We start from the raw sequence: 21,932 nt of genomic DNA on the forward strand, positions 1-21,932 counted from the left end.
ATAGCCATGAGTGACTCATTACCGCTGGTCAGAGCGGGTGATCGTCAGTGCCAGGGCAGCTGTCCGCGCCGCTCCCAGTAGGCGCGAGGGTCCTCGGCGAGCGCGGCGAGGCGGGTCAGCTGGTCCGCGTCGAGGTCGACGGCGGGAGCGTGGAGGTTGGAGGCGAGCTGGGCGACGGTCGCGGCGCCGGAGAGGACGACGCCGGCCCAGGGCTGGCGCAGGATCCAGGCGAGGGCCACGGCGTCGCAGCCCAGGGAGGTCTCCTCGGCGACGGCCCGCAGCGCCTGCGGTGCGTGCGGCGCGGCCAGCCGGCCGTTGGCCATGCCCTCCTTGACGATCACCGTCAGCCCGGCGTCGTGCGCCTCGGCGAGCGCGGGCCCCGCCGAGGTCTCCAGCACGTTGTACGTCGACTGGACGGTACGGAAGAGGGGCTCGCCGTCGACCGTCACGGCGAGCGCGGCGCGGACGGCGTCGGCCTGGGCGGGGCCGCTGGTGGAGAAGCCGATGGTCAGGCCCTGGGCGGCGGCCTCGGCGAGCCGGGCGTGCAGGTCCTTGTCGGTCAGGGCCGGGCTGTCCGGGGTCACCGAGTGGATCTGGTAGAGGTCGAGCCGGTCACCGAGCAGTGCGTCGGTCTCGGCGCGCTGCCGCTCGTAGGTGGCGAGGCCGTGGTCCTTGACCTCGTGCGTCTCGGCGTCCGCCGACCAGCCCGCCGTGTACGTGTAGCCCCACTTGCTGCCGATGACCACGTCGTTCACCTCGGGGCGGGCGTTCAGCCAGTCGGCGAGGAATTCCTCCGAACGGCCGTAGGAACGCGCGACGTCGAAGTAGCGGACGCCCTGGGCGTACGCGGCGTCGAGGAGTTCGTGGCTGCGGGTGCGCAGCGTGTCGACACTGCGGTCGTCCCCGAGGTCGTCGTCGCGGCCGAGGTTGATGTAGCCGGGGCGGCCGACCGCGGCGAGACCCAGTCCGATGTGGCAGGTGGGGGTTGTCGCTGTCGCCAGGCGGGCGAAGGGCATCGCGGGCTCCGTTCGGTCGGCTCCGGTACGGCTCCCGACCAACGTAACCCGTGATGACCTTCGCCTCGGAGCCGGGTTCGTGCGGTGCGTCGGCGGGTGCGGGTGCGCTGTGGCTGCGAGGGGCGCCGCGGCTCAGCTCTTCGTCCTGGCCCGCGCCCACTCGTGCTGGGCCGCCACGTCCGCCTTGACCTCGGTCAGCTGGACCGCGACCGCGCTGGGCGCCGTGCCGCCACGGCCGTTGCGGGAGGCGAGGGCACCCGGGACGTTGAGGACGGACCGCACCTGGGGGGTGAGATGCGCGGAGATCTTCGCGAACTGCTCGTCCGTGAGGTCGTCCAGCTCCTTGCCCTCGGCCTCGGCCACCTTCACGCACTCGCCGGCGACCTCGTGCGCCACGCGGAACGGCACGCCCTGCTTGACCAGCCACTCGGCGATGTCGGTGGCGAGCGAGAAGCCGGCCGGGGCCAGTTCCTCCATGCGCTCGCGGTTGACCGTCAGGGTGGCGATCATGCCGGTGAAGGCGGGAAGCAGCACCTGCAGCTGGTCGCAGGAGTCGAAGACCGGCTCCTTGTCCTCCTGCAGGTCGCGGTTGTACGCGAGGGGCAGGGCCTTCAGGGTCGCGAGGAGACCGGTGAGGTTGCCGATCAGCCGGCCGGACTTGCCGCGCGCCAGCTCGGCGATGTCCGGGTTCTTCTTCTGCGGCATGATCGACGAGCCCGTGGAGAACGCGTCGTGCAGGGTCACGAAGGAGAACTCCTTCGTGTTCCAGATGATGATCTCCTCGGCGATCCGGGAGAGGTTCACGCCGATCATGGCGGTGATGAAGGCGAACTCGGCGACGAAGTCACGCGAGGCCGTGCCGTCGATGGAGTTGCCGACACTGCCGTGTTCGAAGCCGAGGTCCCGTGCGACCGCCTCCGGGTCCAGGCCCAGCGAGGAGCCGGCGAGGGCGCCGGAGCCGTACGGGGAGACCGCCGTGCGGTCGTCCCACTGGCGCAGGCGCTCCGCGTCCCGGGACAGGGACTGCACATGGGCGAGGACGTGGTGGGCGAAGAGCACCGGCTGGGCGTGCTGCAGATGGGTGCGGCCGGGCATCGCGACGTCCGGGTGGGCCTCGGCGAGGCCGATCAGGGCGTCCTGGAGGTCGGCGATCAGGCCGCCGATCGTGCGGGCCTGGTCCCTGAGGTACATCCGGAAGAGGGTCGCCACCTGGTCGTTGCGCGAGCGGCCGGCGCGCAGCTTGCCGCCGAGGTCGGGGCCGAGGCGCTCCAGCAGGCCGCGCTCCAGGGCGGTGTGCACGTCCTCGTCGGCGACGGTGCCCACGAAGGCGCCGGAGGCCACGTCCGCCTGCAGCTGGTCGAGCCCGGCGATCATACGGGTCAGCTCGTCCTCGGTGAGGAGTCCCGCCTTGTGCAGCACGCGCGCGTGGGCACGCGAGCCGGCGATGTCGTACGGCGCGAGCCGCCAGTCGAAGTGGACGGACGCGGACAGCTTGGCCAGGGCCTCGGCGGGACCGTCGGCGAAACGGGCGCCCCAGAGCCGTACGTCACCGCTGTTGCTGCTCACTTGCGCTGCTCCTAGAGAGGGGGTGGATGTGCGGACCGTAGGCACCGTACTCACGCGAGGTCCCGCCGGGCGGCGATCTTCGACGACAGGCTGTAGATGTCGATGAAGCCCTTGGCGGCGGCCTGGTCGAAGGTGTCGCCGGTGTCGTAGGTGGCGAGGTGGAAGTCGTACAGCGACGACTCGGAGCGCCGGCCGGCGAGTACGACGCGCTCGGTCACGGGTTTCTCCTCACACTGCACTTGCTGTCATGCATGAGTATGCAGAACGCTGCATGATTCGTCAATCAAGGACAGGGTGATCGATCAGGGGCAGGGCTGAACGGATGAAATCGCTTTCCCGCACTTCCCTCCGCACGCAGGCGCCGCGTGGTCCACATCGATCCGACCGGAGTGAGGCATCCGTATGTCCAGGGCTCTTCCGAAGTACGACAGGCGTCGCGTGGCGCTCATCGGCGGTGCCGCCGCCGTGGTGCTGTCCGGCGCGGTGATCGCCGGCTCGGCCCTCGCCGGAACCCCCGCGCAGAGCGACGGCGCCGCGCGGGCCCGCACCCTGGCGAGTCCCGGCACGATCACCTGCCCGGACGTCGCCTCCGAGCTGCCCGCCGTGCCCGCCTCCGCCCGGGCCGAGGTCGACCGCAACCTCGCCCTCCTCCAGACCCAAGCCGACAAGCGCTTGCAGACCAGCGCGGGCCAAGGCGGACCCCACTTCGTCGACAACGCCATCCTCGGACCCCTCAAGGACAAACGCGCCTCCACCATCGACCGCATCGCCCTCGCCATCGGCCGCACCACCACCAAACCCACCGGCCTCGCCCCCCCCATCCTCGGACCCCTCAAGGACAAACGCGCCTCCACCATCGACCGCATCGCCCTCGCCATCGGCCGCACCACCACCAAACCCACCGGCCTCGCCCCCCTGGCCGCCTGCGCCCTGAACGCGACCGGGGGCGCAGCCGGCAAGGCGACCGGTTCGGCACCAAGCGCGGCCGCCTCCCGGCAGGCGGGCACCGGCGCGACAGCCGGAGGAAACCCCGGGACCGGCACGATCACCTGCCCGGACGTCGCCTCCGAGCTGCCCGCCGTGCCCGCCTCCGCCCGGGCCGAGGTCGACCGCAACCTCGCCCTCCTCCAGACCCCCCCCTGGCCGCCTGCACGCTCACACGGTGAGGCGGCAGCCCGCCGTGGCCGCCCCCGGCCGGGCGGCCACGGCGGGCCCGGGCGGCGGCCTCTTCCGGAATTCCTCAGACGGGTGAAGGAGTTGCCCCGATAATCGTTAGACATGGGAAAGACTTATGAACGCATCGACGGCAGGCTCCGGACGTTCATCGAGGAGCAGCCCGTCTTCTTCACGGCGACCGCCCCGCTGGCCGGCGACGGCACGGTCAACCTCTCCCCCAAGGGCCTGCGGGGATCCTTCGCCGTCATCGACGGACTGACCGTGGCCTACCTGGACTTCGCCGGCTCCAACGCGGAGACCATCGCCCACCTCAGGGAGAACGGCCGCATCACCCTGATGTGGTGCGCCTTCCAGGGCCCCCCGAACATCGTGCGCGTGCACGGCCGGGGCGAGCCGGTCTTCCGCGACGACCCGCGCTTCCGGGAACTGCTCGCCCACTTCCCGGACATCGACCACACCGCGCACGGGCTGCGCGCCGTCATCGTGGTGCACGCCGAACTGGTGCGCGACACCTGCGGGTACGCCGTCCCCTACATGGCGTACGAGGAGGACCGCGACCTGCACGGACAGCGTTTCGCCCGCGAGGACGACGCCTCGCTGGGCGCCTACTTCGAGAAGAAGGAGCATGTCGGGACGAGTCTGGACGGACTACCCGGGCTGCCGTTGCCGCTTCCGCCGTCTACCGTCTGAGCCATGCGCCCCGGTGTGGTACTCGCCCTTGTGTCCGCGTCCTCGCTCGTCCTGCTCGGTCCCCCCGCGCGTGCCGCCTCCGATCCGCTGCCCGCGCGGATGGCGGACACCGGCGGCGGCAGCCAGCTGATCACCGCGCAGGCGGACCGCACCGACTCCACCTCGGGCACGCTCACCTGGTGGGACCTGAAGGACGGGCAGTGGGTGCAGACGGGCACGGCACCGGCACGGTTCGGAGCGAACGGGCTCGTCGAGGGCGGCTCGCGTACCCAGGGCACGAACACCACGCCGACGGGGCTGTACAGCGTTCCGTTCGGCTTCGGGATCAAGGCGGCGCCGAGCGGGACGAGCATCGAGTACCGGGCCGTGAAGGACAGTTCGTGGTGGTGCCAGGACAACGACTCGACGTCGTACAACCGATGGGTGGATCCGTTGCCGGGCGACTGCCGGGAGACGGAGTCCGAGCACCTCGTCTCGTACGCGACGCAGTACACGTACGCGCTCGTGATCGGCTTCAACTACGACCAGCCGGTACGCGGGCGCGGCGCCGGCATCTTCCTGCACGTCAACGGAACGGGGGCCACGGCGGGCTGTGTGTCGGTGCCCCAGGACGCGATGGATCGGATCCTGCGGTGGGTGGTGCCCGGGAAACAGGTGCATGTCGCCATCGGGACCGTGGACGGGACCACGGCTCTCACCCGGTACTGACGTACGGTCCGCCCGCGCGGCGGAGCCGGGATGCCGGCGCGGGCTCGCGTCCGCTCAGGCCGGAAGGCGGACCGTGAACGTCGTGGAACCCGGGCCGCTCTCCAGGCCCACCGTCCCGCCGTGCGCCTCCGCCACCGCCGCCACGATGGACAGGCCCAGGCCCGCCCCGCCGCCGGGAGCGCCGGCTCGGCGGCGGTGTTCCGCCCGGGTGAAGCGCTCGAAGACATCGGGCTGGACGCCCTCGGGGACGCCGGGTCCGTCGTCGTGGACGGCGAGGACGGCCGCGTCGGTACCGGCCTGCAGCGTCACCGTCACCTTGGTGCCGACGGGGGTGTGCACCCGCGCGTTGGCCAACAGGTTGGCCACCACCTGGTGGAGGCGGTGGGCGTCGCCCGGGACCGTCACCGGTTCCTCCGGCAGGTCCAGGGTCCAGCGGTGGTCGGGGCCGGTGGCGCGGGCGTCGGTGACCGCGTCCAGGACCAGGTGGGTGAGGTCGACGGGCCGGCGCTCCAGGGGCCGGCCGGCGTCGAGCCGGGCCAGCAGGAGCAGGTCGTCGACCATCTCGCCCATGCGGGCCGACTCGGCCGTGATGCGGTGCAGGGCGCGGGTCACCTCGGGGGGAACCGGGCCCGGATGGAGGAGCGCCAGTTCGGCGTGGCCACGGACCGAGGCGACCGGGGTGCGCAGCTCGTGGCTGGCGTCGGCGGCGAAGCGGCGCAGCCGCTCCTCGCTGGCGTGCCGTTTGGTCAGCGCGTCCTCGACATGGCCGAGCATCCGGTTGAAGGCGCCGGCGACCCGGCCGACCTCGCCGTCCGGGTCGGCGTCCGGAGCGCGCGCCGGCAGCGCCACCTCACCGCTGGCCAGCGGAAGCTCGCTGACCCGGGTGGCGGTGGCGGCGACCCGGCTGAGCGGCCGCAGTGACCAGCGCACCCAGAGGGCCCCGGCCACGCCGGTCACCACCAGGGCCAGGCCGAAGACGCTCGCGGCGACCAGTTCCAGCCGGTGGACCGTGGCCTGCACCGGCTCCAGCGGCAGGCCGACGATCAGCACGTCGCCGTCCCGGCCGGCGGAGGCGACGACGCGGTAGTCGTCCAGGGCGGACAGTTCGACGGTGTGGGGCCGGCCGTCGGCCGGCACCCGGGCCAGGCGTTCGCCGTCCCGGGCCGTCAGGCCGACGCCCAGGTCGGCGGACGGGTCGCCGCCCCGGATGAGGCCCTTGTTGGTGACCCGGCCGTTCAGCAGCCGCGCCCCGAAGGTGCCGGTCGCCATCCGGCGGGTGTCACCGTGTTCGTCCCCGTCGTGGTCGTCCTGCAGCCTGCCGTTGTGTTCCAGGCTCTCGGGAAACCGGGTGCCGACCTGGGCGAGCTGCTCGTCCAGGCGCTGGGTGAGGAAGCCGTTCAGCTCGACGACGGCGGCCAGGCCCACGGCCGCGCAGCTCACCGCCAGCAGTACCACCAGGCCGGCGGTGAGACGAGCGCGCAGGGTGCGGGGCCACGACGGCCGGGGCAGGCGGGGCAGCCGGCTCACTTGGTCACCGGCTTCAGGACGTAGCCCGCTCCGCGCACGGTGTGGATCATGGGCTCGCGGCCCGCGTCGACCTTCTTGCGCAGGTAGGAGATGTACAGCTCCACGACATGGGCGCGGCCCCCGAAGTCGTACGACCACACCCGGTCGAGTATCTGCGCCTTGCTCAGGACCCGGCGCGGGTTGCGCATGAGGAAGCGGAGCAGTTCGAACTCCGTGGGCGAGAGTTCGATCAGTTCGCCGGCCCGGGTGACCTCGCGGGCCTCCTCGTCCATCACCAGGTCGCCCACGGCGAGGCGCGGCCCCTCCTCCAGCTGACGCGCCATGCCCGCCCGGCGCAGCAGGCCGCGCAGCCGGGCGACGACCTCCTCCAGGCTGAAGGGCTTGGTGACGTAGTCGTCGCCGCCGGCCGTGATGCCGGCGATCCGGTCCTCGACCGCGTCCCGCGCCGTGAGGAAGAGCACACAGACGTCGGGCTTCACCCCGTGCAGGCGGCGCAGCACGGCGAAGCCGTCGGTGTCCGGGAGCATCACGTCCAGGACGACGGCGTCGGGCAGCAACTCGCGCGCGGTGGTCAGGGCCGAGGCGCCGTCGCCGGCCGCGCGCACCTCCCAGCCCTCGTAGCGCAGGGCGCCGGTGAGCACCTCCGCGAGGTCGGGGTCGTCGTCGACGACGAGGACGCGCAGCGGGGTGCCGTCGGGGCGGGTGAGGGCCGGGCGGCCGGACCGGGTGGTGTTCATCGCGTCTACCAGCATCACCCAGGTGGCGGGGTGGGACGTACCGCCCGCCCTCTGAGTTTTCTCTGAGTGCGCGCACCCGCTTGCTGAACGCGGGCTGGGAACGCCCTCTGAGTCTCCTCTGAAAGGCCTGGTCAGGGGACCGCTCAGAGGTGGTTCAGAGCTTCACCGCGCACAGTGGCCCGGTACGCCGGACGAAGGTACGCCGGACGAAGGGACAGCGACTGATGACCACCGTGGACGCGCGGCACGCGGCCCCGCCGGTGCCCCTGACCGCACGGCGCTCCCCCGCGGGGCCCGTGCTGGCCGTGCTGTGGGCGGGGGCGGCGGCCGTGACGGCGCTCTGGTGGGCGGACACCGGGTCCGTGGTCGGTACGGCCGGCTGGCTGACCGGCGCCGGGCGGATCGCCGGGCTGCTGTGCGGGTACGTCTGCGCGGTGCTCGTCGGCCTGATGGCGCGGGTGCCGCTGCTGGAGAGGCGGATCGGCTCGGACCGGGTGGCCCGCTGGCACGCGATGGCCGGCCGGTACACGGTCTGCCTGCTCGTCGCGCACATCGTGCTGATCCTCGCCGGGTACGCGGCGCAGGACCGGGCCTCGCTCTGGCACGAGACGGTGACCGTCGTCCTGGACTACCCGGACATGCTCAAGGCCACCGCCGGCACGGTGATCCTGTTCGCGGTGGGGATCACCTCGGCCCGGGCGGTGCGCCGCCGCACCAGCCACGAGTTCTGGTACCACGTCCACCTGCTGACGTACGCGGCCGTCTTCCTCGCCTTCTTCCACCAGCTGACGCTGGGGGACGAGTTCAACGGCAAGCCGGTCGCGACCGCCCTGTGGTACGCGCTCTACCTGGGCGTCGCGGCCCTGGTGCTGTGGTTCCGGATCCTCGCCCCGGTCCGGCTCAACCGGCGCCACCGGCTGCAGGTGGAGTCGGTGCACCAGGAGGCCCCGGGGGTGTACTCGGTCGTCGTGCGCGGGCGGCACCTCGACGAACTCGGCGCGCGGCCCGGGCAGTTCCTGCGCTGGCGGTTCCTCGGCGCGGGCCTGCGCTGGACGTCGACGCCGTACTCGTTGTCCGCGCCGCCGCGCCCGGACCGCCTGCGCATCACGGTCAAGGCGCTCGGCGGCCACAGCGCGGCCGTGGCGCTGCTGCGGCCCGGCACCCGGGTGTGGGCGGAGGGCCCGTACGGCTCGCTGACCGCCGACCGCGCCGCCGGCCACCGCTCCCTGCTGATCGCGGCCGGTGTCGGGGTCACCCCGCTGCGCGCGCTGTTCGAGACGCTGCCCGGCGAGGTCACCCTGCTCTACCGGGCGCGCCGGGTCGAGGACCTGGCGCTGGGCGGCGAACTGGAGGCGATCGCCCGCTGGCGCGGCGCACCGGTGCTGTACGCGCTGAACGGTCCCGGGGGCGAGCGCCCGCCCCTCACGGCGGAGTCGCTGCGCGCGACCTTCCCCGGGCTGGCCGGCCACGACGTCTACCTGTGCGGGCCGGACGGCTTCGCGCGGGACGTGTACGAGGCGCTGCGGGCGGCCGGGGTGCCGGACCGTCGTATCCACCACGAGTCGTTCGAACTGTGAGGGCCCGGAAGTGCACGCGTTGAAGAAGAGCCGTCCGCTGCGCCGCATCGTGCTCGCCGGTGCCGCGACCGTCTCCGGAATGGTGCTGCTGCTGTCGCTGAAGCCGCACACGGCTCCCACGCCGGCGTCGGCGAGCGCGAAGCCCCCGGCCGCGTCCGGTGGTTCGAGCCCGTCGGCCGGCTCCACCGCGGGTGCCGAGGAGGCCTTCGGGAGCGCCACCGGCGACACCGTCCAGACCCGCTGGGGACCGGTCCAGGTGCGGGTGACGGTGCAGGGCGGCCGGCTCACGGACGTGACGGCGGTGCAGTACCCGCAGGACAACCCGCGCGACCAGGAGATCAACGGGTACGCCCTGCCCCAGCTGCGGCGCGAGGCGCTGGCCGCGCAGAGCGCGCGGATCGACGCCGTGTCGGGAGCGACGTACACGAGCGACGGTTAGCGCCAGTCACTCCAGTCCGCGCTGGACTCGGCCGGGTTCTGAACACTCAGCGCATGCGACACGTATCTCTGGGCCAAGGGTCAAGTCCCCACGGAGGAACCGTGACCACCACGCTCGCAGGCGGACGTGCCGCCCGCCGCCAGACGATGCGCCGCATCCGCCCGCGCCGCTCACCGGCCGTCCCGCTGCTGCTCGCCGTCTGGGCGGGCGCGGCGGCCGTGCTGTGGCTCTGGTGGCACAACACACCGTCCATCGCCGACGACAACAGCAAGATCCTCAACGCGGGCCGCATCACCGGCCTGCTGGCCGGCTATCTGATGGCCCTGGTCGTGCTCCAGATGGCGCGCGTACCGGCGCTGGAGCGGCGGGTCGGCTCGGACCGGGTGGCCCGCTGGCACGCGATGAGCGGCCGCTACACGCTCTGTCTGATCGTGGCCCATGTGTTCCTGACCATGTGGGGGTACGCGCTCCAGGCGGGCAAGTCGCTCGGCGACATCGTCCAGCAGACCATCGACTCCATCAACCAGCTGCCCGACATGGGCAAGGCCGCCATCGGCACCGGTCTGTTCGTGCTCATCGGCCTGAGCTCGGTCGGCGGGATCCGCCGCCGGCTGCCGTACGACACCTGGTACCACGTCCATCTGCTGACCTACGCGGCGGTGTTCCTGACGTTCTGGCACCAGATCACCACCGGCAACGACTTCGCGGTCGAACCCGCCGCCAAGACCTTCTGGTACGGGCTGTACGGCACCGTCACCGCGCTGGTGATCTGGTACCGCATCCTCACCCCGATCCGGCTGAACCTCCGTCACCGCATGCGGGTGGAGGCGGTCATCGAGGAGACGCCGGGCATCGTGTCGGTGCTGATCGGCGGGCGGAGGCTGCACCGGATGGGCGCGGAGGCGGGGCAGTTCTTCCGCTGGCGGTTCCTCGCCCCCGGGATGCGCTTCAGCTCGCACCCGTACTCGCTGTCGGCGGCCCCCCGCCCGGACATGCTGCGGATCACGGTGAAGGCGATCGGGGACCACAGTGCCCGGCTGCGCGAGCTGACGCCCGGCACCCGGGTGTGGGCGGAGGGCCCGTACGGTGCGATGACCGCGCAGCGCCGCAGCCGGGGCAAGGTGCTGCTGGTCGCGGGCGGGGTGGGCATCACGCCGATGCGGGCCCTGTTCGAGACGCTGCCCGGCGCGGCCGGTGACATCACCCTGCTCTACCGGGCCAACAGCACCCAGGACCTGGCGCTGTGGGACGAGCTGGCGAAGATCGCCGACGAGCGGGGCGCCCGGCTGATGTACGCGGTGAACAGCCCGGAGGGCGAGCGGCCGGACATCTCCGCGGAGAACCTCCAGCGGAAGATCCCGGACATCGACCACCACGACGTGTTCATGTGCGGCCCGGCCGGGTTCGCGCAGTCGGTGTACGAGGCGCTGCGCGGCGCGGGGGTCCCCGCCCGCCGCATCCACCACGAGTCGTTCGAGATGTGAGCAGGAGCTGCGAAGCCATGAGGAAGAGCCACCCGATCCGGCGGGTCGTCCTGGCCACGGCCGCCACCGTGTCCGGTGTCGTACTGCTGCTGTCGCTGAAGCCGGCGTCCGATCCGGCCTCGGCGTCGGCGGTGGGCGCGGCGGCGCAGCAGTCACCGCAGGGCGGCACCGGGGGTGGCGCGCAGGCCTCCGCCGGCTCCGGCACGGTGACCGGTGACGCGACGCAGACGCAGTACGGGACCGTGCAGGTACGGCTGACCGTCGCCGGCGGCAAGGTCACCGGGGCGGAGGCCGTACAGGCGCCCAAGGGCGGCCTCAGCGACCAGAAGACGGCCATGGCGGTACCCAAGCTCAACCAGGAGGCCGTCGCGGCGCAGAGCGCGCAGATCGACTCGGTGTCCGGGGCGACGTACACGAGCACGGGGTACAAGAAGTCACTGCAGTCGGCGCTGGACAAGCTGAAGCCGTCGTCGGCGTCCGCCGGCGGGGCCGCCCAGGCGCGCACCGTCACCGGAAAGGTCGCGCAGACCCAGTACGGGCCCGTCCAGGTGCGCGTCACCGTCGCCGGCGGCAAGGTCACCGGGGCGGCGGCCGTACAGGCCCCCAAGGGCGGCCTCAGCGACCAGAAGACGGCCATGGCCATACCCAGGCTCAACCAGGAGGCCGTCGCGGCCGGGAACGCCGACATCGACGCCGTCTCCGGCGCCACCTACACCAGCACCGGCTACAAGCAGTCGCTGCAGTCCGCGCTGGACCAGGCCGGTGGCTGACACGGTGGCCGGGCCTGCCGAGGCTCCCCCCGCGGTGCGTCACGCGGAGGAGGTCATGGGGACCGTCTTCTCCTTCGACGTCCGCGGCGGGGATGCGCGTGCGGTACGCGAGGCGCTCGCCGAAGCGGTGGCCGGACTGCACCGGGCGGACGCGGTCTTCAGCACCTACCGGGAGGACAGCGAGGTCTCGCGGCTGGCCCGGGGGGAGCTGACCGTGGCGGAGTGCGCGCCGGAGGTGGCGGAGGTGCTGGACCTCGCGGCCGAGGCGGAACGCAGGAGCGACGGCTGGTTCAGCCCGCGCTACCGGGGGGCGCTGGATCCCACCGGCATCGTCAAGGGCTGGGCGGCGGAGCGGGCCGCACGGCTGCTGGCGCGGGTGGCCGGGGTGCGCGGGGTCAGCGTGAACGGGGGCGGGGACGTCCAGATGCTGGGTGCGCCGGAGCCGCACCGGCCGTGGCGGGTCGGCGTGTCCGATCCCCTGCGTCCGGGCGGGCTGGCGGCGGTGATCTCGGCCGCGGGGGCGGACGAACTGTCGGTGGCGACGTCGGGCACGGCCGAGCGGGGCGCGCACATCGTGGACCCGCGGACGGGCCGGCCGGCGGTCACGGACCTGGTGTCCGTGACGGTGGTGGGGCCACGGCTGACCTGGGTGGACTGCTGGGCCACGGCGGCGTTCGCGATGGGTTCGCGGGCGGGACTGGAGTGGCTGGAGTCGCTGCCCGAGGCGGAGGCGCTGCTGATCACGGCCGGTGACGAGGTGCGGTGCACCGGGGGGCTGGCCGCGCGACTGGGTTGAAAATGGAATTTCTTCCGGAAACAGCCATCCCATTCCCGCCCTGACACGTATCTCCTGTGCAGCAAGTTTCGGGAGGAACGCAATGGCTATCTTCAGCAGTCTCTTCCCGGCCATGCGCCGGGACCACGGCGATGACTCGTCGGGCCACGACTTCTCGGGTCACGGTCACGACCACGGTGACCACGGCCACGGTCACGGCGACCACGGCCACGGTCACGGCGACCACGGCCACGGTGACCACGGAGGCCATGGCGGCCACGGTGGCCACGGCGGCCACGGCGGCTACTGACCACACACAAGGCTGAGCGGGCCCGGGGCCGGAGGACCCAGGTCCGCTCCCCCGATCCCCCGATCCCCGAGGAACGCATCCCATGGCGCATCTCCTGCGGCGTCTGCTCTCGGTCGGGGACACCTCCGACGCCGTCGTCGACGCCGCGCCCCCTGTCTCCCCACGGGCGGTGTTCCGGCGGTTCTGGCCCTACACGCGCGGCGGCCGTCGCTGGCTCGTGCCCGTCCTCTTCTTCAGCCTGCTCGGCCCGGCCGTGGACGCCGCCGAGATCTGGCTCTTCAAGGTCGTCGTGGACGGTGTGCTCGTCCCCCGCGACCTGCGGCCGCTGCTGTGGATCGCGCCGGCGTACCTGGGGCTCGTCGTCTTCTCCGGGATCCTGGGGTTCGCCGACGACGTGCTGTCCACCTGGGTCGGCGAGCGCTTCCTGCTCTCTCTGCGCTCCGACGTGTTCCGGCACGTGCAGGGGCTTTCGCTCGGCTTCTTCGAACGCCGGCGACTCGGCGACGTGCTGTCCCGCGTCACGGGGGACGTCGACTCGGTGGAGACGTTCCTGCTCTCCGGGGTGGCGGACATCCTCTACTACGTGGTCCAGCTGGGTGTCTTCCTGGGCCTGCTGTTCTACCTGCGGTGGGACCTGACCCTGCTGGCCCTGGCCATCGTGCCGCTGTTCTGGGTCGCCGCCCGGCACTTCTCGCGGCTGATCAAGGCCGCGTCGCGGGAGCGCAGGCGGCGCAGCGGCTCGCTCAGCGCGATCGCCGAGGAGGCGCTCGGCAACGTCGCCCTGGTCCAGGCGTACAACCGGCAGGGGTGGGAGGAGCGCCGGTTCGAGCGGGAGAACATCGGAAGGTTCCGGGCGGCGATGGCCTCGGCCCGGATCCGGTCCGTCTACGGGCCCCTGGTCGAGATGATCGAGGTGACGGGCGTTCTCGCGGTGCTGGGCCTCGGCACCTGGAAGCTGGCCCAGGGACACCTGACGCTGGGCGGCCTGCTGGTGTTCCTCGCGTTGATCGGCAAGCTCTACGGCCCGGTGCACGGCCTGTCCGGGCTCGGCACCACCTTCTACGCGGCCTCCGCCTCGGCCGAGCGGATCATCGAGTTGCTGGACCAGCGCCCGCAGGTCGTCGACGCCCCGGGCGCCCGGCGGATCGGCCGCGCGCGGGGCGAGGTGGAGTTCGACGGCGTCTGCTTCCGCTACCCCGGTACCTCCTCGTGGGCGCTGTCGGACGTCTCCTTCCGGGTGGCTCCCGGGGAGACCCTGGCATTGGTCGGGGCGAGCGGCGCCGGCAAGTCCACGGTCGCCAAGCTCCAGTTGCGCTTCTACGACCCGGACCGGGGCGCGGTCCTGCTCGACGGATCGGACCTGCGGGAGCTGAGCCCGACCGACGTACGGGAGAACATCGCGGTGGTGCTCCAGGAGACGCTCGTCTTCCACGGCACCGTGCGCGAGAACATCGCCTACGGCCGGCCCGGTGCCGGTGAGGCGGACATCGTCGCGGCGGCGCGTGCCGCCGACGCCCACGAGTTCATCGAGCGGCTCCCGGAGGGCTACGACACGCTGGTCGGCCAGCGGGGCCGGACGCTGTCCGGCGGGCAGTGCCAGCGCCTGGCGATCGCCCGCGCGATGATCAGGGACGCCCCGGTGCTGCTGCTGGACGAGCCGACCACGGGGCTCGACGCCCGCTCCGGGCGGCGGATCATGGAGCCGTTGCGCCGGCTCATGGCCGGGCGGACCACCGTCGTCATCTCGCACAACCTGCTGACCGTCCGCGACGCCACGCGGATCGTGGTGCTCGACCACGGCCGGGTGGTGGAGACCGGCGCCCATGCCGAACTGCTCCGCGTGGAGGGGACGTACGCCCGCTTGCACCGGCTCAGCGCGGGCACGGTGCTGTCATGAGCGGCCGAGAGCCCCTCCCGCCGGGCGCGAGGCCGGCGCCGGGGTACGAGGTCCTGGCGCATCTGACGCGCACCGGCTGGCAGGACGTCTACGACGCCTGGAGCGAGGAACGGGCCTGCCGTTGTGTGCTCAAGCTGGTGCGGACGGACCGGCGGGGCGAGGCGCGCCTCGGTGAGCGGCTGCTGCGGGAGGGCCGGTGGCTGCGGGAGTTCAGCCATCCGCACCTGGTCCGCGGCTACGACGTCGTGGCGTCGCCCGAGCCGCTCGTCGTCCTGGAGACGCTGACCGGTGAGACGCTGTCCCACCTCGTGCACCGGTTGCGGCGCCGGCCGGCCGCGGCGGACGTGGCGCTGCTCGGCACGCAGCTGTGTTCCGCGGTCCACTATCTGCACGGCCGGGGCCTGCTGCACCTGGACCTCAAACCGGCCAACGTGGTGGTCGAGCGCGGTCATGCGAAGGTGCTGGACCTGAGCCTCGCGCGGCCGCCCGGGCCGGCGCCCGCCGAGCTGGGCACGTTCGGCTACCGGGCTCCTGAGCAGGCGCGCGGCGGTCCGCTCACGGCCGCCGCCGACGTGTGGGGCATCGGCGTCACGCTGTTCGAGGTGGCGTGCGGCGAGACGCCGCTGCGCCGCGGCGGGACCGGGGCGGGGGACGAGGCCGGGACGGACGACGGCGTCACCGGCGGCCGGGACGACCGGTACGACGGCACCGGCGACCCTGACGACCGGTGTCCGCAGTCGGAGGGGAGCGCCCCGCCCATCGCCTCCCTGCGGCGTCTGCCGCCCGCGCTCGCCGCCGCCGTCGACATATGTCTGCGGCCCGAACCGGCGGCCCGGCCCGCGGTCGCCGAACTCGCCGCCGCCCTGGCGGCGACGCTGCCCCCGGCGTGCCGTCCGTGCGCCGGACGCGCTGTGTCTCAGGTGTCCCCCGGCTCGACCACATGGCCCTTCGCCAGATGAGCCGTGGCGAGGACGGTGCCGTCCGGAGAGGTCAGCCGGGCGCGGAGGACGGCCGACAGGTCGCCGGGAGCCCCCACGCCCCAGTCACCACGGCCGCCGCGCACGGAGAAGTTCCCGACGTGGACCATGCTGCCGTCCGCACGCTCGAGAAGACAGGCGACCGTTCCGGTGTAGGAGCCGCGGCGCCCGGAGAGATCGACGGACATGAAGATCCAGCCGGGGCTTCCGGGGTGGGCGTAGAACTCGCCGACCGGCCGGCCGCTGGCCGCGATCATGTCGCCCATCAGCATGGGCTCGGACACGGTGGTGGGCGCGCTCGCCGTGACCTGCTGGACGGCGGTGCCCACCGCCCAGCCGGCGAACCCGACGGCGACCGCGAGCGTGGTGGCGACCGCGGCGAGCCGCATCCGGGCCCGGCCGCGGAAGTTCCGGGTCGCCCGGCCGGCCGCGCGCGCGCCTGCGGAGCCCTCCTGCGTGACCGCCTGCTGGGCCAGCCTGCGCGCCACCCGGGTCTCGAAGCCGGGGGGCGGGTCGCTGTCCGGCAGCAGGCCGATCAGCCGGTCGCCGACCAGGGTCAGTTGCCGGATGTACTCCCGGCAGTCCGCGCACCCGTCCAGATGGGCGACCGCCTCGGCCCGCTCGCTGCCGCACAGCACGCCCAGCGCGAGCTCGGCGCCGATCTCCCGCAGCTTGTCGCAGTTCCAGTCACTGGACATGGTCGCCTCGCTGCGGAGACACGAGGGTGGTGCGCAGCTTCGCCATCGCGGCCCTGACCCGGGTCTTGGCGGTGCCCAGCGGGATCCCCTCCCGCTCGGCGATCTGCCGGGCCGTCAGTCCGTAGATGCCCGCCATCACCAGGGCCCGCGCCTGTTCCCGTGGCAGTCGCGCCACGGCGGCCCGCAGTTGCGAGGAGGCCTCGTCGGCCAGGGCCCACTGCTCGGGGGTCTCGGTGACGGCGTCGAGGAGGGCGTCGAGGTCCTCGGACGCCATCGGCTCGCTCCGGCGCGCGCGGACGGCGTCGACGGCCAGGTTGTGCGCGATGGTCGTCAGCCAGGTGGCGACCGAGCCGCGGCGCGAGTCGTAGATCTGGGCATGCCGCCAGGCTCGCTCGAACGTCAGCTGGGCGACGTCCTCGGCGACTTGCTGATCACGGGTGACCGCCATGGCGACTCCGAAGACCCGGTGCTGGAACCTCCGTACGAACGTGTCCGCGAGTTCCGGATCACCGGTGGCCAGCCCGGACAGCAGAGCCTCGTCCGGGAGGCGGCTCACAGGGAACCGGAAACCCGACACACCTCTGTATACGGCCGAGGGCCGCCACGGGATTGCCCGACCGCCTGCCCGCCCGCCACGGAAGATCACATTCCCATTCTGCGCCGACCGGCAGGCCGCCGCATGCGGGGTCAGTGACCGTTCTGCGCCAGCCGCAGCAGATGGTCCGCCAGGGCCTGCCCCCCGGCCGGCTCGCGGCTGATCAGCAGCAGCGTGTCGTCACCGGCGATGGTGCCCAGGATGTCGTGCAGTTCGGCCTGGTCGATGGCCGAGGCCAGGAACTGGGCCGCGCCCGGCGGGGTGCGCAGGACCACGAGGTTGGCGGACGCCTCGGCGGAGATCAGCAGCTCCTGGGACAGACGCCGCATGCGCTCCTCCTTCGCGGACTCCCCCAGCGGCGCGCGCGGGGTGCGGAAGCCGCCCTCGCTCGGCACCGCGTAGATCAGCTCGCCGTCGGTGTTGCGGATCTTCACCGCGTTCAGCTCGTCGAGGTCGCGGGAGAGCGTCGCCTGGGTGACGCTCAGCCCGTCGTCGGCGAGCAGCTTCGCCAGCTGGCTCTGCGACCGCACCGCCTGCCGGTTGAGGATGTCCACGATCCGGCGGTGCCGCGCGGTACGGGTCTGCGGCACGGCTGGTCCGGCACCCGCCGCCTGCTCGTGGTCCTGCGCCTGGCTCATCGTCGTCCTATTCTGCGGATCGTCCGTCCCCATCCACTGGGTTCGCTGTGTCGAGGATTCCGGGCAGCGCCCGGAGGAAGGCACCCACCTCGTCGTCGTGGAGGTTCAGCGGAGGCATGAGCCGTACGACGTCGGGGGCGGGCGCGTTCACCAGGAACCCGGCCTCCTGGGCCGCCTGCTGCACCTGTTGCGCGCGCGGCCCGGTGAGCACGATACCCAGGAGCAGGCCGGCACCCCGCACATAATCGATCAACGGGTGGCCCAGCCCCTCGATTCCCTCGCGCAGCCGCTCGCTCTGCCGCTTGACGTTGTCGAGCAGCCCCTCGTTCGCGATGGTGTCGAGGACGGCGAGTCCGGCGGCGCAGGCGACCGGGTTGCCGCCGAAGGTGGTGCCGTGCTGACCGGGCTGGAGGAGCTCGGCGGCCCGGCCGAAGGCGACCGTGGCGCCGAGCGGCAGGCCGCCGCCGAGCTGCTTGGCGAGGGTGACGACATCGGGCAGGACGCCCTCGTGGGCCTGGTACTCGAACCAGGTGCCGGTGCGGCCGATGCCGGTCTGCACCTCGTCCAGGACCAGCAGGGCGCCGGTGGCGGCGGTGATCGCGCGGGCGGCCTTCAGATAGCCGGCCGGCGGCACGACGACCCCGTTCTCGCCCTGGATCGGCTCGATGACGACGAGCGCCGTCTCCTCCGTGACCGCCGCGGCGAGCGCCTGTGCGTCGCCGTAGGGCACATGGGTGACGTCGCCGGGCAGCGGCCGGAACGGGTCCTGCTTGGCGGGCTGGCCGGTGAGCGCGAGGGCGCCCATCGTGCGGCCGTGGAAGCCGCCGGCGGTGGCGACCATGTGGGTGCGCCCGGTGAGCCGGCCGATCTTGAAGGCGGCCTCGTTGGCCTCGGCGCCGGAGTTGCAGAAGAAGACCCTGCCCTCCCGGCCGAAGAGCTGCAGCAGCCGTTCGGCGAGGGCGACGGTGGGCTCGGCCATGAAGAAGTTGGAGATGTGGCCGAGGGACGCGATCTGCCTGCCGACGGCCTCCACGATCGCCGGGTGGGCGTGGCCGAGGGCGTTGGTCGCGATACCGCCGACGAAGTCGTGGTACTCCCGGCCGTCGGCGTCCCACACCTTCACGCCCTCGCCGCGGACGAGGGGCAGCCGCGGGGTGCCGTAGTTGTTCATGAGCGCGCCCTGCCAGCGCTCGGTCAGCTCCTGGTTGCCCTGGTGGCCCGTCACTGTGCGTCCCCCTCGCGTTCGTCGGGCACGACCATCGTGCCGATGCCCTCGTCGGTGAAGATCTCCAGCAGGATCGAGTGCTGGACCCGGCCGTCGATGACGCGGGCGGTGCGCACGCCGTTGCGCACGGCGTGCAGGCAGCCCTCCATCTTCGGCACCATGCCGGAGCTCAGCTCCGGCAGCAGCTTCTCCAGCTGGGAAGCGGTGAGGCGGCTGATCACCTCGTCGGAGTTCGGCCAGTCCTCGTAGAGTCCCTCGACGTCGGTGAGGACCATGAGGGTTTCGGCGCCCAGTGCCGCAGCGAGTGCCGCAGCCGCCGTATCAGCATTGACGTTGTAGACATGTCCGTCGTCCTGACTGCGGGCGATCGAGGAGACGACCGGGATGCGGCCGTCGGCCAGCAACGCCTCGATCGCGCCCGTGTCGATGTCGGTGATCTCGCCGACCCGTCCGAGGTCGACGAGTTCCCCGTCGATCTCGGGCTGGTGCCTGGTGGCGGTGATGGTGTGCGCGTCCTCGCCCGTGAGGCCGACGGCGAGCGGCCCGTGCTGGTTGAGCAGGCCGACCAGCTCGCGCTGCACCTGCCCGGCGAGCACCATCCGTACGACGTCCATGGCGTCCTCGGTGGTGACGCGCAGGCCCGCCTTGAACTCGCTGACGATGCCGTGCCGGTCGAGGGCCGCGCTGATCTGCGGGCCGCCGCCGTGCACGACGACCGGTTTGAGGCCGGCGTGCCGCAGGAAGACGACGTCCTGGGCGAACGCGGCCTTCAGCTCCTCGTCCACCATGGCGTTGCCGCCGAACTTGATGACGACGGTCTTGCCGTGGTGCCGGGTCAGCCAGGGCAGCGCCTCGATGAGGATCTGGGCCTTCGGCAGGGCCGTGTGCTTGCGAGTGCTCATGACGAGTAGGCGCTGTTCTCGTGGACGTAGTCGGCGGTCAGGTCGTTGGTCCAGATCGTCGCGGTCTCGGTGCCCGCGGCCAGGTCGGCGACGATGTGCACCTCGCGGTAGCGCATGTCGACCAGTTCGCGGTCCTCTCCGACGCTGCCGTTCCTGCACACCCAGACGCCGTTGATGGCGACGTTGAGGCGGTCCGGATCGAAGGCGGCCCGGGTGGTGCCGATCGCGGAGAGCACGCGGCCCCAGTTGGGGTCCTCGCCGTGGATCGCGCACTTGAGGAGGTTGTTGCGGGCGATGGAACGGCCCACCTCGACGGCGTCCTCCTCGCTCGCCGCGTTGACCACCTCGACCTTGATGTCCTTGCTGGCGCCCTCGGCGTCGCCGATGAGCTGGCGGCCGAGGTCGTCGCAGACCCGCGTGACGGCCTCGGCGAACTCGTCGTACCCGGGAGTGATGCCGCTGGCGCCGGAGGCGAGCAGCAGCACGGTGTCGTTGGTGGACATGCAGCCGTCGGAGTCGACGCGGTCGAAGGTGACCTTGGTGGCGGCGCGCAGGGCCTTGTCCAGGGTGGCGCTGTCGAGGTCGGCGTCGGTGGTGAGGACGACGAGCATGGTGGCGAGGCCCGGGGCGAGCATGCCTGCGCCCTTGGCCATGCCGCCGACGGTCCAGCCGTCCTGCGTCACGACGGACGTCTTGTGGACGGTGTCGGTGGTCTTGATGGCGATGGCGGCCTTCTCACCGCCGTGCTCGCTCAGACCGGCGGCGGCCGTCTCGACGCCGGGCAGCAGCTTGTCCATGGGCAGCAGCACGCCGATGAGGCCGGTGGAGCAGACGGCGACCTCGATGGCGCCCCGGCCGAGCACCTCGGCCGCCTTCTCGGCGGTCGCGTGGGTGTCCTGGAAGCCCTTGGGCCCCGTGCAGGCGTTGGCGCCGCCCGAGTTGAGGACGACCGCCGAGACCTGGCCGCTCTTGAGGACCTGCTCGGACCACAGCACCGGCGCGGCCTTCACACGGTTGGAGGTGAAGACGCCCGCGGCGGCACGGCGGGGCCCGTTGTTGACCACGAGGGCCAGGTCGGGGTTGCCGTTCTCCTTGATCCCGGCGGCGACCCCCGCCGCCGTGAATCCCTTGGCTGCCGTGACGCTCACGGTGCGACTCCGATCGTGGAAAGACCCGTGGTCTCGGGAAGACCCAGGGCGAGGTTCATGCTCTGGACGGCACCGCCGGCGGTGCCCTTGGTCAGGTTGTCGATGGCGCTGATCGCGATGATGCGGCCCACGGACTCGTCGTACGCGACCTGCACCTGAACGGTGTTGGAACCGTAGACGGACGCCGTCGCGGGCCACTGGCCCTCGGGGAGCAGGTGCACGAAGGGCTCGTCGGCGTACGCCTTCTCGTAGGCGGCCCGGAGGGACTCCCCCGTCACCCCCTCGGCAGCGGACGCGCTGCACGTGGCGAGGATTCCGCGCGGCATCGGCGCCAGCGTCGGCGTGAAGGAGACCGCGACCCGCCGCCCCGCCACCCCGCTGAGGTTCTGGATCATCTCCGGGGTGTGCCGGTGGCCGCCGCCGACGCCGTACGGCGTCATGGAGCCCATGACCTCGCTGCCGAGCAGGTGCGGCTTGGGCGCCTTGCCCGCGCCGGAGGTGCCGGACGCGGCGACGACGACCGCCTCGGGCCCGGCGAGTCCGGCGGCGTAGGCCGGGAACAGGGCGAGGGAGACGGCGGTGGGGTAGCAACCGGGCACCGCGATGCGCCTGGACCCCGTGAGCCGGGCACGGGCACCCGGGAGTTCGGGGAGGCCGTAGGGCCAGGTGCCGGCGTGCCCGGAGCCGTAGAAGGCCTCCCAGTCGGCCGGGTCCTGCAGCCGGAAGTCGGCGCCCATGTCGACCACGAGGACGTCCGGGCCGAGCTGCTCGGCGACGGCGGCGGACTGCCCGTGCGGCAGCGCGAGGAAGACGACATCGTGCCCGGCGAGCGCCTCGGCCGTGGTCTCGGCCAGCACGCGGTCGGCCAGCGGCAGCAGATGCGGCTGGAGCGCGCCGAGCCGCCGCCCGGCGCTGGAGTGTCCCGTCAGCGCACCGATCTCGACCTCGGGGTGGGCGAGGAGCAGGCGCAGCAGTTCTCCGCCCGCGTATCCGCTCGCTCCGGCCACCGCCGCACGTACCGCCATGTCCATCCTCCTCGTGATGGCATGACTATACGTAGCGCTGCAGTTTTATGCA

At 72.6% G+C, this 21,932-nt stretch carries 22 protein-coding genes and 1 pseudogene; 11 read left to right on the forward strand and 12 right to left on the reverse strand.

Translation table 11 applies throughout. The features are described from left to right. Positions 1-44: 44 nt before the first annotated feature. The 3 genes and pseudogenes from IO33_RS0108150 to IO33_RS47095 all read right to left on the reverse strand — a co-directional run. On the reverse strand, positions 45-1,016 hold the full coding sequence (locus IO33_RS0108150) for an aldo/keto reductase (protein WP_031161919.1): 972 nt from the start codon (positions 1,014-1,016) through the stop codon (positions 45-47). 132 nt (positions 1,017-1,148) lie between these two features. After that, positions 1,149-2,582, reverse strand: coding sequence for an argininosuccinate lyase (gene argH, locus IO33_RS0108155; protein ID WP_031161922.1), 1,434 nt, complete (start codon positions 2,580-2,582; stop codon positions 1,149-1,151). A gap of 50 nt (positions 2,583-2,632) precedes the next feature. Continuing rightward, positions 2,633-2,791 (reverse strand): annotated as a pseudogene (locus tag IO33_RS47095) (argininosuccinate synthase); the annotation flags it as partial. 193 nt (positions 2,792-2,984) lie between these two features. Here IO33_RS47095 and IO33_RS52295 point away from each other — a divergent pair. Genes IO33_RS52295 through IO33_RS0108175 form a run of 3 tightly spaced genes read left to right on the forward strand, consistent with a single transcriptional unit; the run spans position 2,985 to position 5,156 of the window. After that, entirely contained in the window at positions 2,985-3,851 is an 867-nt protein-coding gene (locus IO33_RS52295) for a hypothetical protein (RefSeq protein WP_051926550.1), read from the forward strand. Positions 3,852-3,860: 9 nt separating this feature from the next. Further along, complete coding sequence (locus tag IO33_RS0108170; protein ID WP_031161927.1) at positions 3,861-4,448, forward strand: pyridoxamine 5'-phosphate oxidase family protein; 588 nt, start codon at positions 3,861-3,863, stop codon at positions 4,446-4,448. Between the two features lie 3 nt (positions 4,449-4,451). Next, a complete protein-coding gene (locus IO33_RS0108175; RefSeq protein ID WP_031161929.1) occupies positions 4,452-5,156 on the forward strand; it encodes a L,D-transpeptidase family protein in 705 nt (234 codons plus the stop codon). Between the two features lie 54 nt (positions 5,157-5,210). Here the strand turns inward: IO33_RS0108175 and IO33_RS0108180 are convergent, their stop codons facing one another. Together IO33_RS0108180 and IO33_RS0108185 are read right to left on the reverse strand one after the other, a co-directional pair. Further along, positions 5,211-6,683, reverse strand: coding sequence for a sensor histidine kinase (locus IO33_RS0108180; RefSeq protein ID WP_051926553.1), 1,473 nt, complete (start codon positions 6,681-6,683; stop codon positions 5,211-5,213). Then, positions 6,680-7,420, reverse strand: a complete 741-nt coding sequence (locus IO33_RS0108185) for a response regulator transcription factor (protein WP_031161933.1) — start codon at positions 7,418-7,420, stop codon at positions 6,680-6,682. Before IO33_RS0108185 ends, IO33_RS0108180 begins: the two co-directional genes overlap by 4 nt. A 224-nt stretch (positions 7,421-7,644) precedes the next feature. Between IO33_RS0108185 and IO33_RS0108190 the strand changes: the two genes are divergently transcribed. From IO33_RS0108190 to IO33_RS0108225, 8 genes are all read left to right on the forward strand, one after another. After that, the gene (locus IO33_RS0108190; RefSeq protein WP_031161934.1) at positions 7,645-8,997 is read left to right on the forward strand and encodes a ferredoxin reductase family protein; all 1,353 of its coding nucleotides are present in this window, start codon (positions 7,645-7,647) and stop codon (positions 8,995-8,997) included. Positions 8,998-9,007: 10 nt separating this feature from the next. Further along, a complete protein-coding gene (locus IO33_RS43965) occupies positions 9,008-9,436 on the forward strand; it encodes an FMN-binding protein (RefSeq protein WP_051926555.1) in 429 nt (142 codons plus the stop codon). A gap of 101 nt (positions 9,437-9,537) precedes the next feature. After that, positions 9,538-10,920: a ferredoxin reductase family protein gene (locus tag IO33_RS0108200; protein WP_031161935.1), complete on the forward strand. Its 1,383-nt coding sequence runs from the start codon at positions 9,538-9,540 to the stop codon at positions 10,918-10,920. Between the two features lie 17 nt (positions 10,921-10,937). After that, on the forward strand, positions 10,938-11,690 hold the full coding sequence (locus IO33_RS0108205) for an FMN-binding protein (RefSeq protein ID WP_031161936.1): 753 nt from the start codon (positions 10,938-10,940) through the stop codon (positions 11,688-11,690). After that, positions 11,683-12,486, forward strand: coding sequence for an FAD:protein FMN transferase (locus IO33_RS0108210; RefSeq protein WP_245235734.1), 804 nt, complete (start codon positions 11,683-11,685; stop codon positions 12,484-12,486). The genes IO33_RS0108205 and IO33_RS0108210 overlap by 8 nt, the downstream gene beginning before the upstream one ends. 82 nt (positions 12,487-12,568) lie before the next feature. Continuing rightward, a complete protein-coding gene (locus IO33_RS0108215; protein WP_031161938.1) occupies positions 12,569-12,775 on the forward strand; it encodes a hypothetical protein in 207 nt (68 codons plus the stop codon). Positions 12,776-12,857: 82 nt separating this feature from the next. Beyond that, positions 12,858-14,672, forward strand: coding sequence for an ABC transporter ATP-binding protein (locus IO33_RS0108220; protein WP_031161940.1), 1,815 nt, complete (start codon positions 12,858-12,860; stop codon positions 14,670-14,672). Continuing rightward, positions 14,669-15,631, forward strand: coding sequence for a serine/threonine-protein kinase (locus tag IO33_RS0108225; RefSeq protein WP_063765747.1), 963 nt, complete (start codon positions 14,669-14,671; stop codon positions 15,629-15,631). Before IO33_RS0108220 ends, IO33_RS0108225 begins: the two co-directional genes overlap by 4 nt. Here the strand turns inward: IO33_RS0108225 and IO33_RS0108230 are convergent. From IO33_RS0108230 to argC, 7 genes are all read right to left on the reverse strand, one after another. After that, a complete protein-coding gene (locus IO33_RS0108230; RefSeq protein WP_031161944.1) occupies positions 15,589-16,347 on the reverse strand; it encodes an anti-sigma factor family protein in 759 nt (252 codons plus the stop codon). The two genes, IO33_RS0108225 and IO33_RS0108230, sit on opposite strands and share 43 nt — an antisense overlap. Continuing rightward, positions 16,337-16,924: an RNA polymerase sigma factor gene (locus tag IO33_RS0108235; RefSeq protein WP_031161946.1), complete on the reverse strand. Its 588-nt coding sequence runs from the start codon at positions 16,922-16,924 to the stop codon at positions 16,337-16,339. The genes IO33_RS0108230 and IO33_RS0108235 overlap by 11 nt, the downstream gene beginning before the upstream one ends. A gap of 110 nt (positions 16,925-17,034) precedes the next feature. Beyond that, complete coding sequence (locus tag IO33_RS0108240) at positions 17,035-17,580, reverse strand: arginine repressor (protein ID WP_031161948.1); 546 nt, start codon at positions 17,578-17,580, stop codon at positions 17,035-17,037. A 7-nt stretch (positions 17,581-17,587) separates the two neighbouring features. Then, positions 17,588-18,805 (reverse strand): acetylornithine transaminase, encoded by a 1,218-nt coding sequence (locus IO33_RS0108245; protein ID WP_031161950.1) that lies wholly within the window; start codon positions 18,803-18,805, stop codon positions 17,588-17,590. Next, entirely contained in the window at positions 18,802-19,707 is a 906-nt protein-coding gene (argB, locus tag IO33_RS0108250) for an acetylglutamate kinase (RefSeq protein WP_031161953.1), read from the reverse strand. The genes IO33_RS0108245 and argB overlap by 4 nt, the downstream gene beginning before the upstream one ends. Continuing rightward, the gene (gene argJ / locus IO33_RS0108255) at positions 19,704-20,855 is read right to left on the reverse strand and encodes a bifunctional glutamate N-acetyltransferase/amino-acid acetyltransferase ArgJ (protein WP_031161955.1); all 1,152 of its coding nucleotides are present in this window, start codon (positions 20,853-20,855) and stop codon (positions 19,704-19,706) included. Before argJ ends, argB begins: the two co-directional genes overlap by 4 nt. Beyond that, the gene (gene argC, locus IO33_RS0108260; RefSeq protein ID WP_031161957.1) at positions 20,852-21,880 is read right to left on the reverse strand and encodes an N-acetyl-gamma-glutamyl-phosphate reductase; all 1,029 of its coding nucleotides are present in this window, start codon (positions 21,878-21,880) and stop codon (positions 20,852-20,854) included. Before argC ends, argJ begins: the two co-directional genes overlap by 4 nt. Between the last annotated feature and the right edge of the window lie 52 nt (positions 21,881-21,932).

Source organism: Streptomyces durhamensis (assembly GCF_000725475.1).
GTDB lineage: Bacteria > Actinomycetota > Actinomycetes > Streptomycetales > Streptomycetaceae > Streptomyces > Streptomyces filipinensis.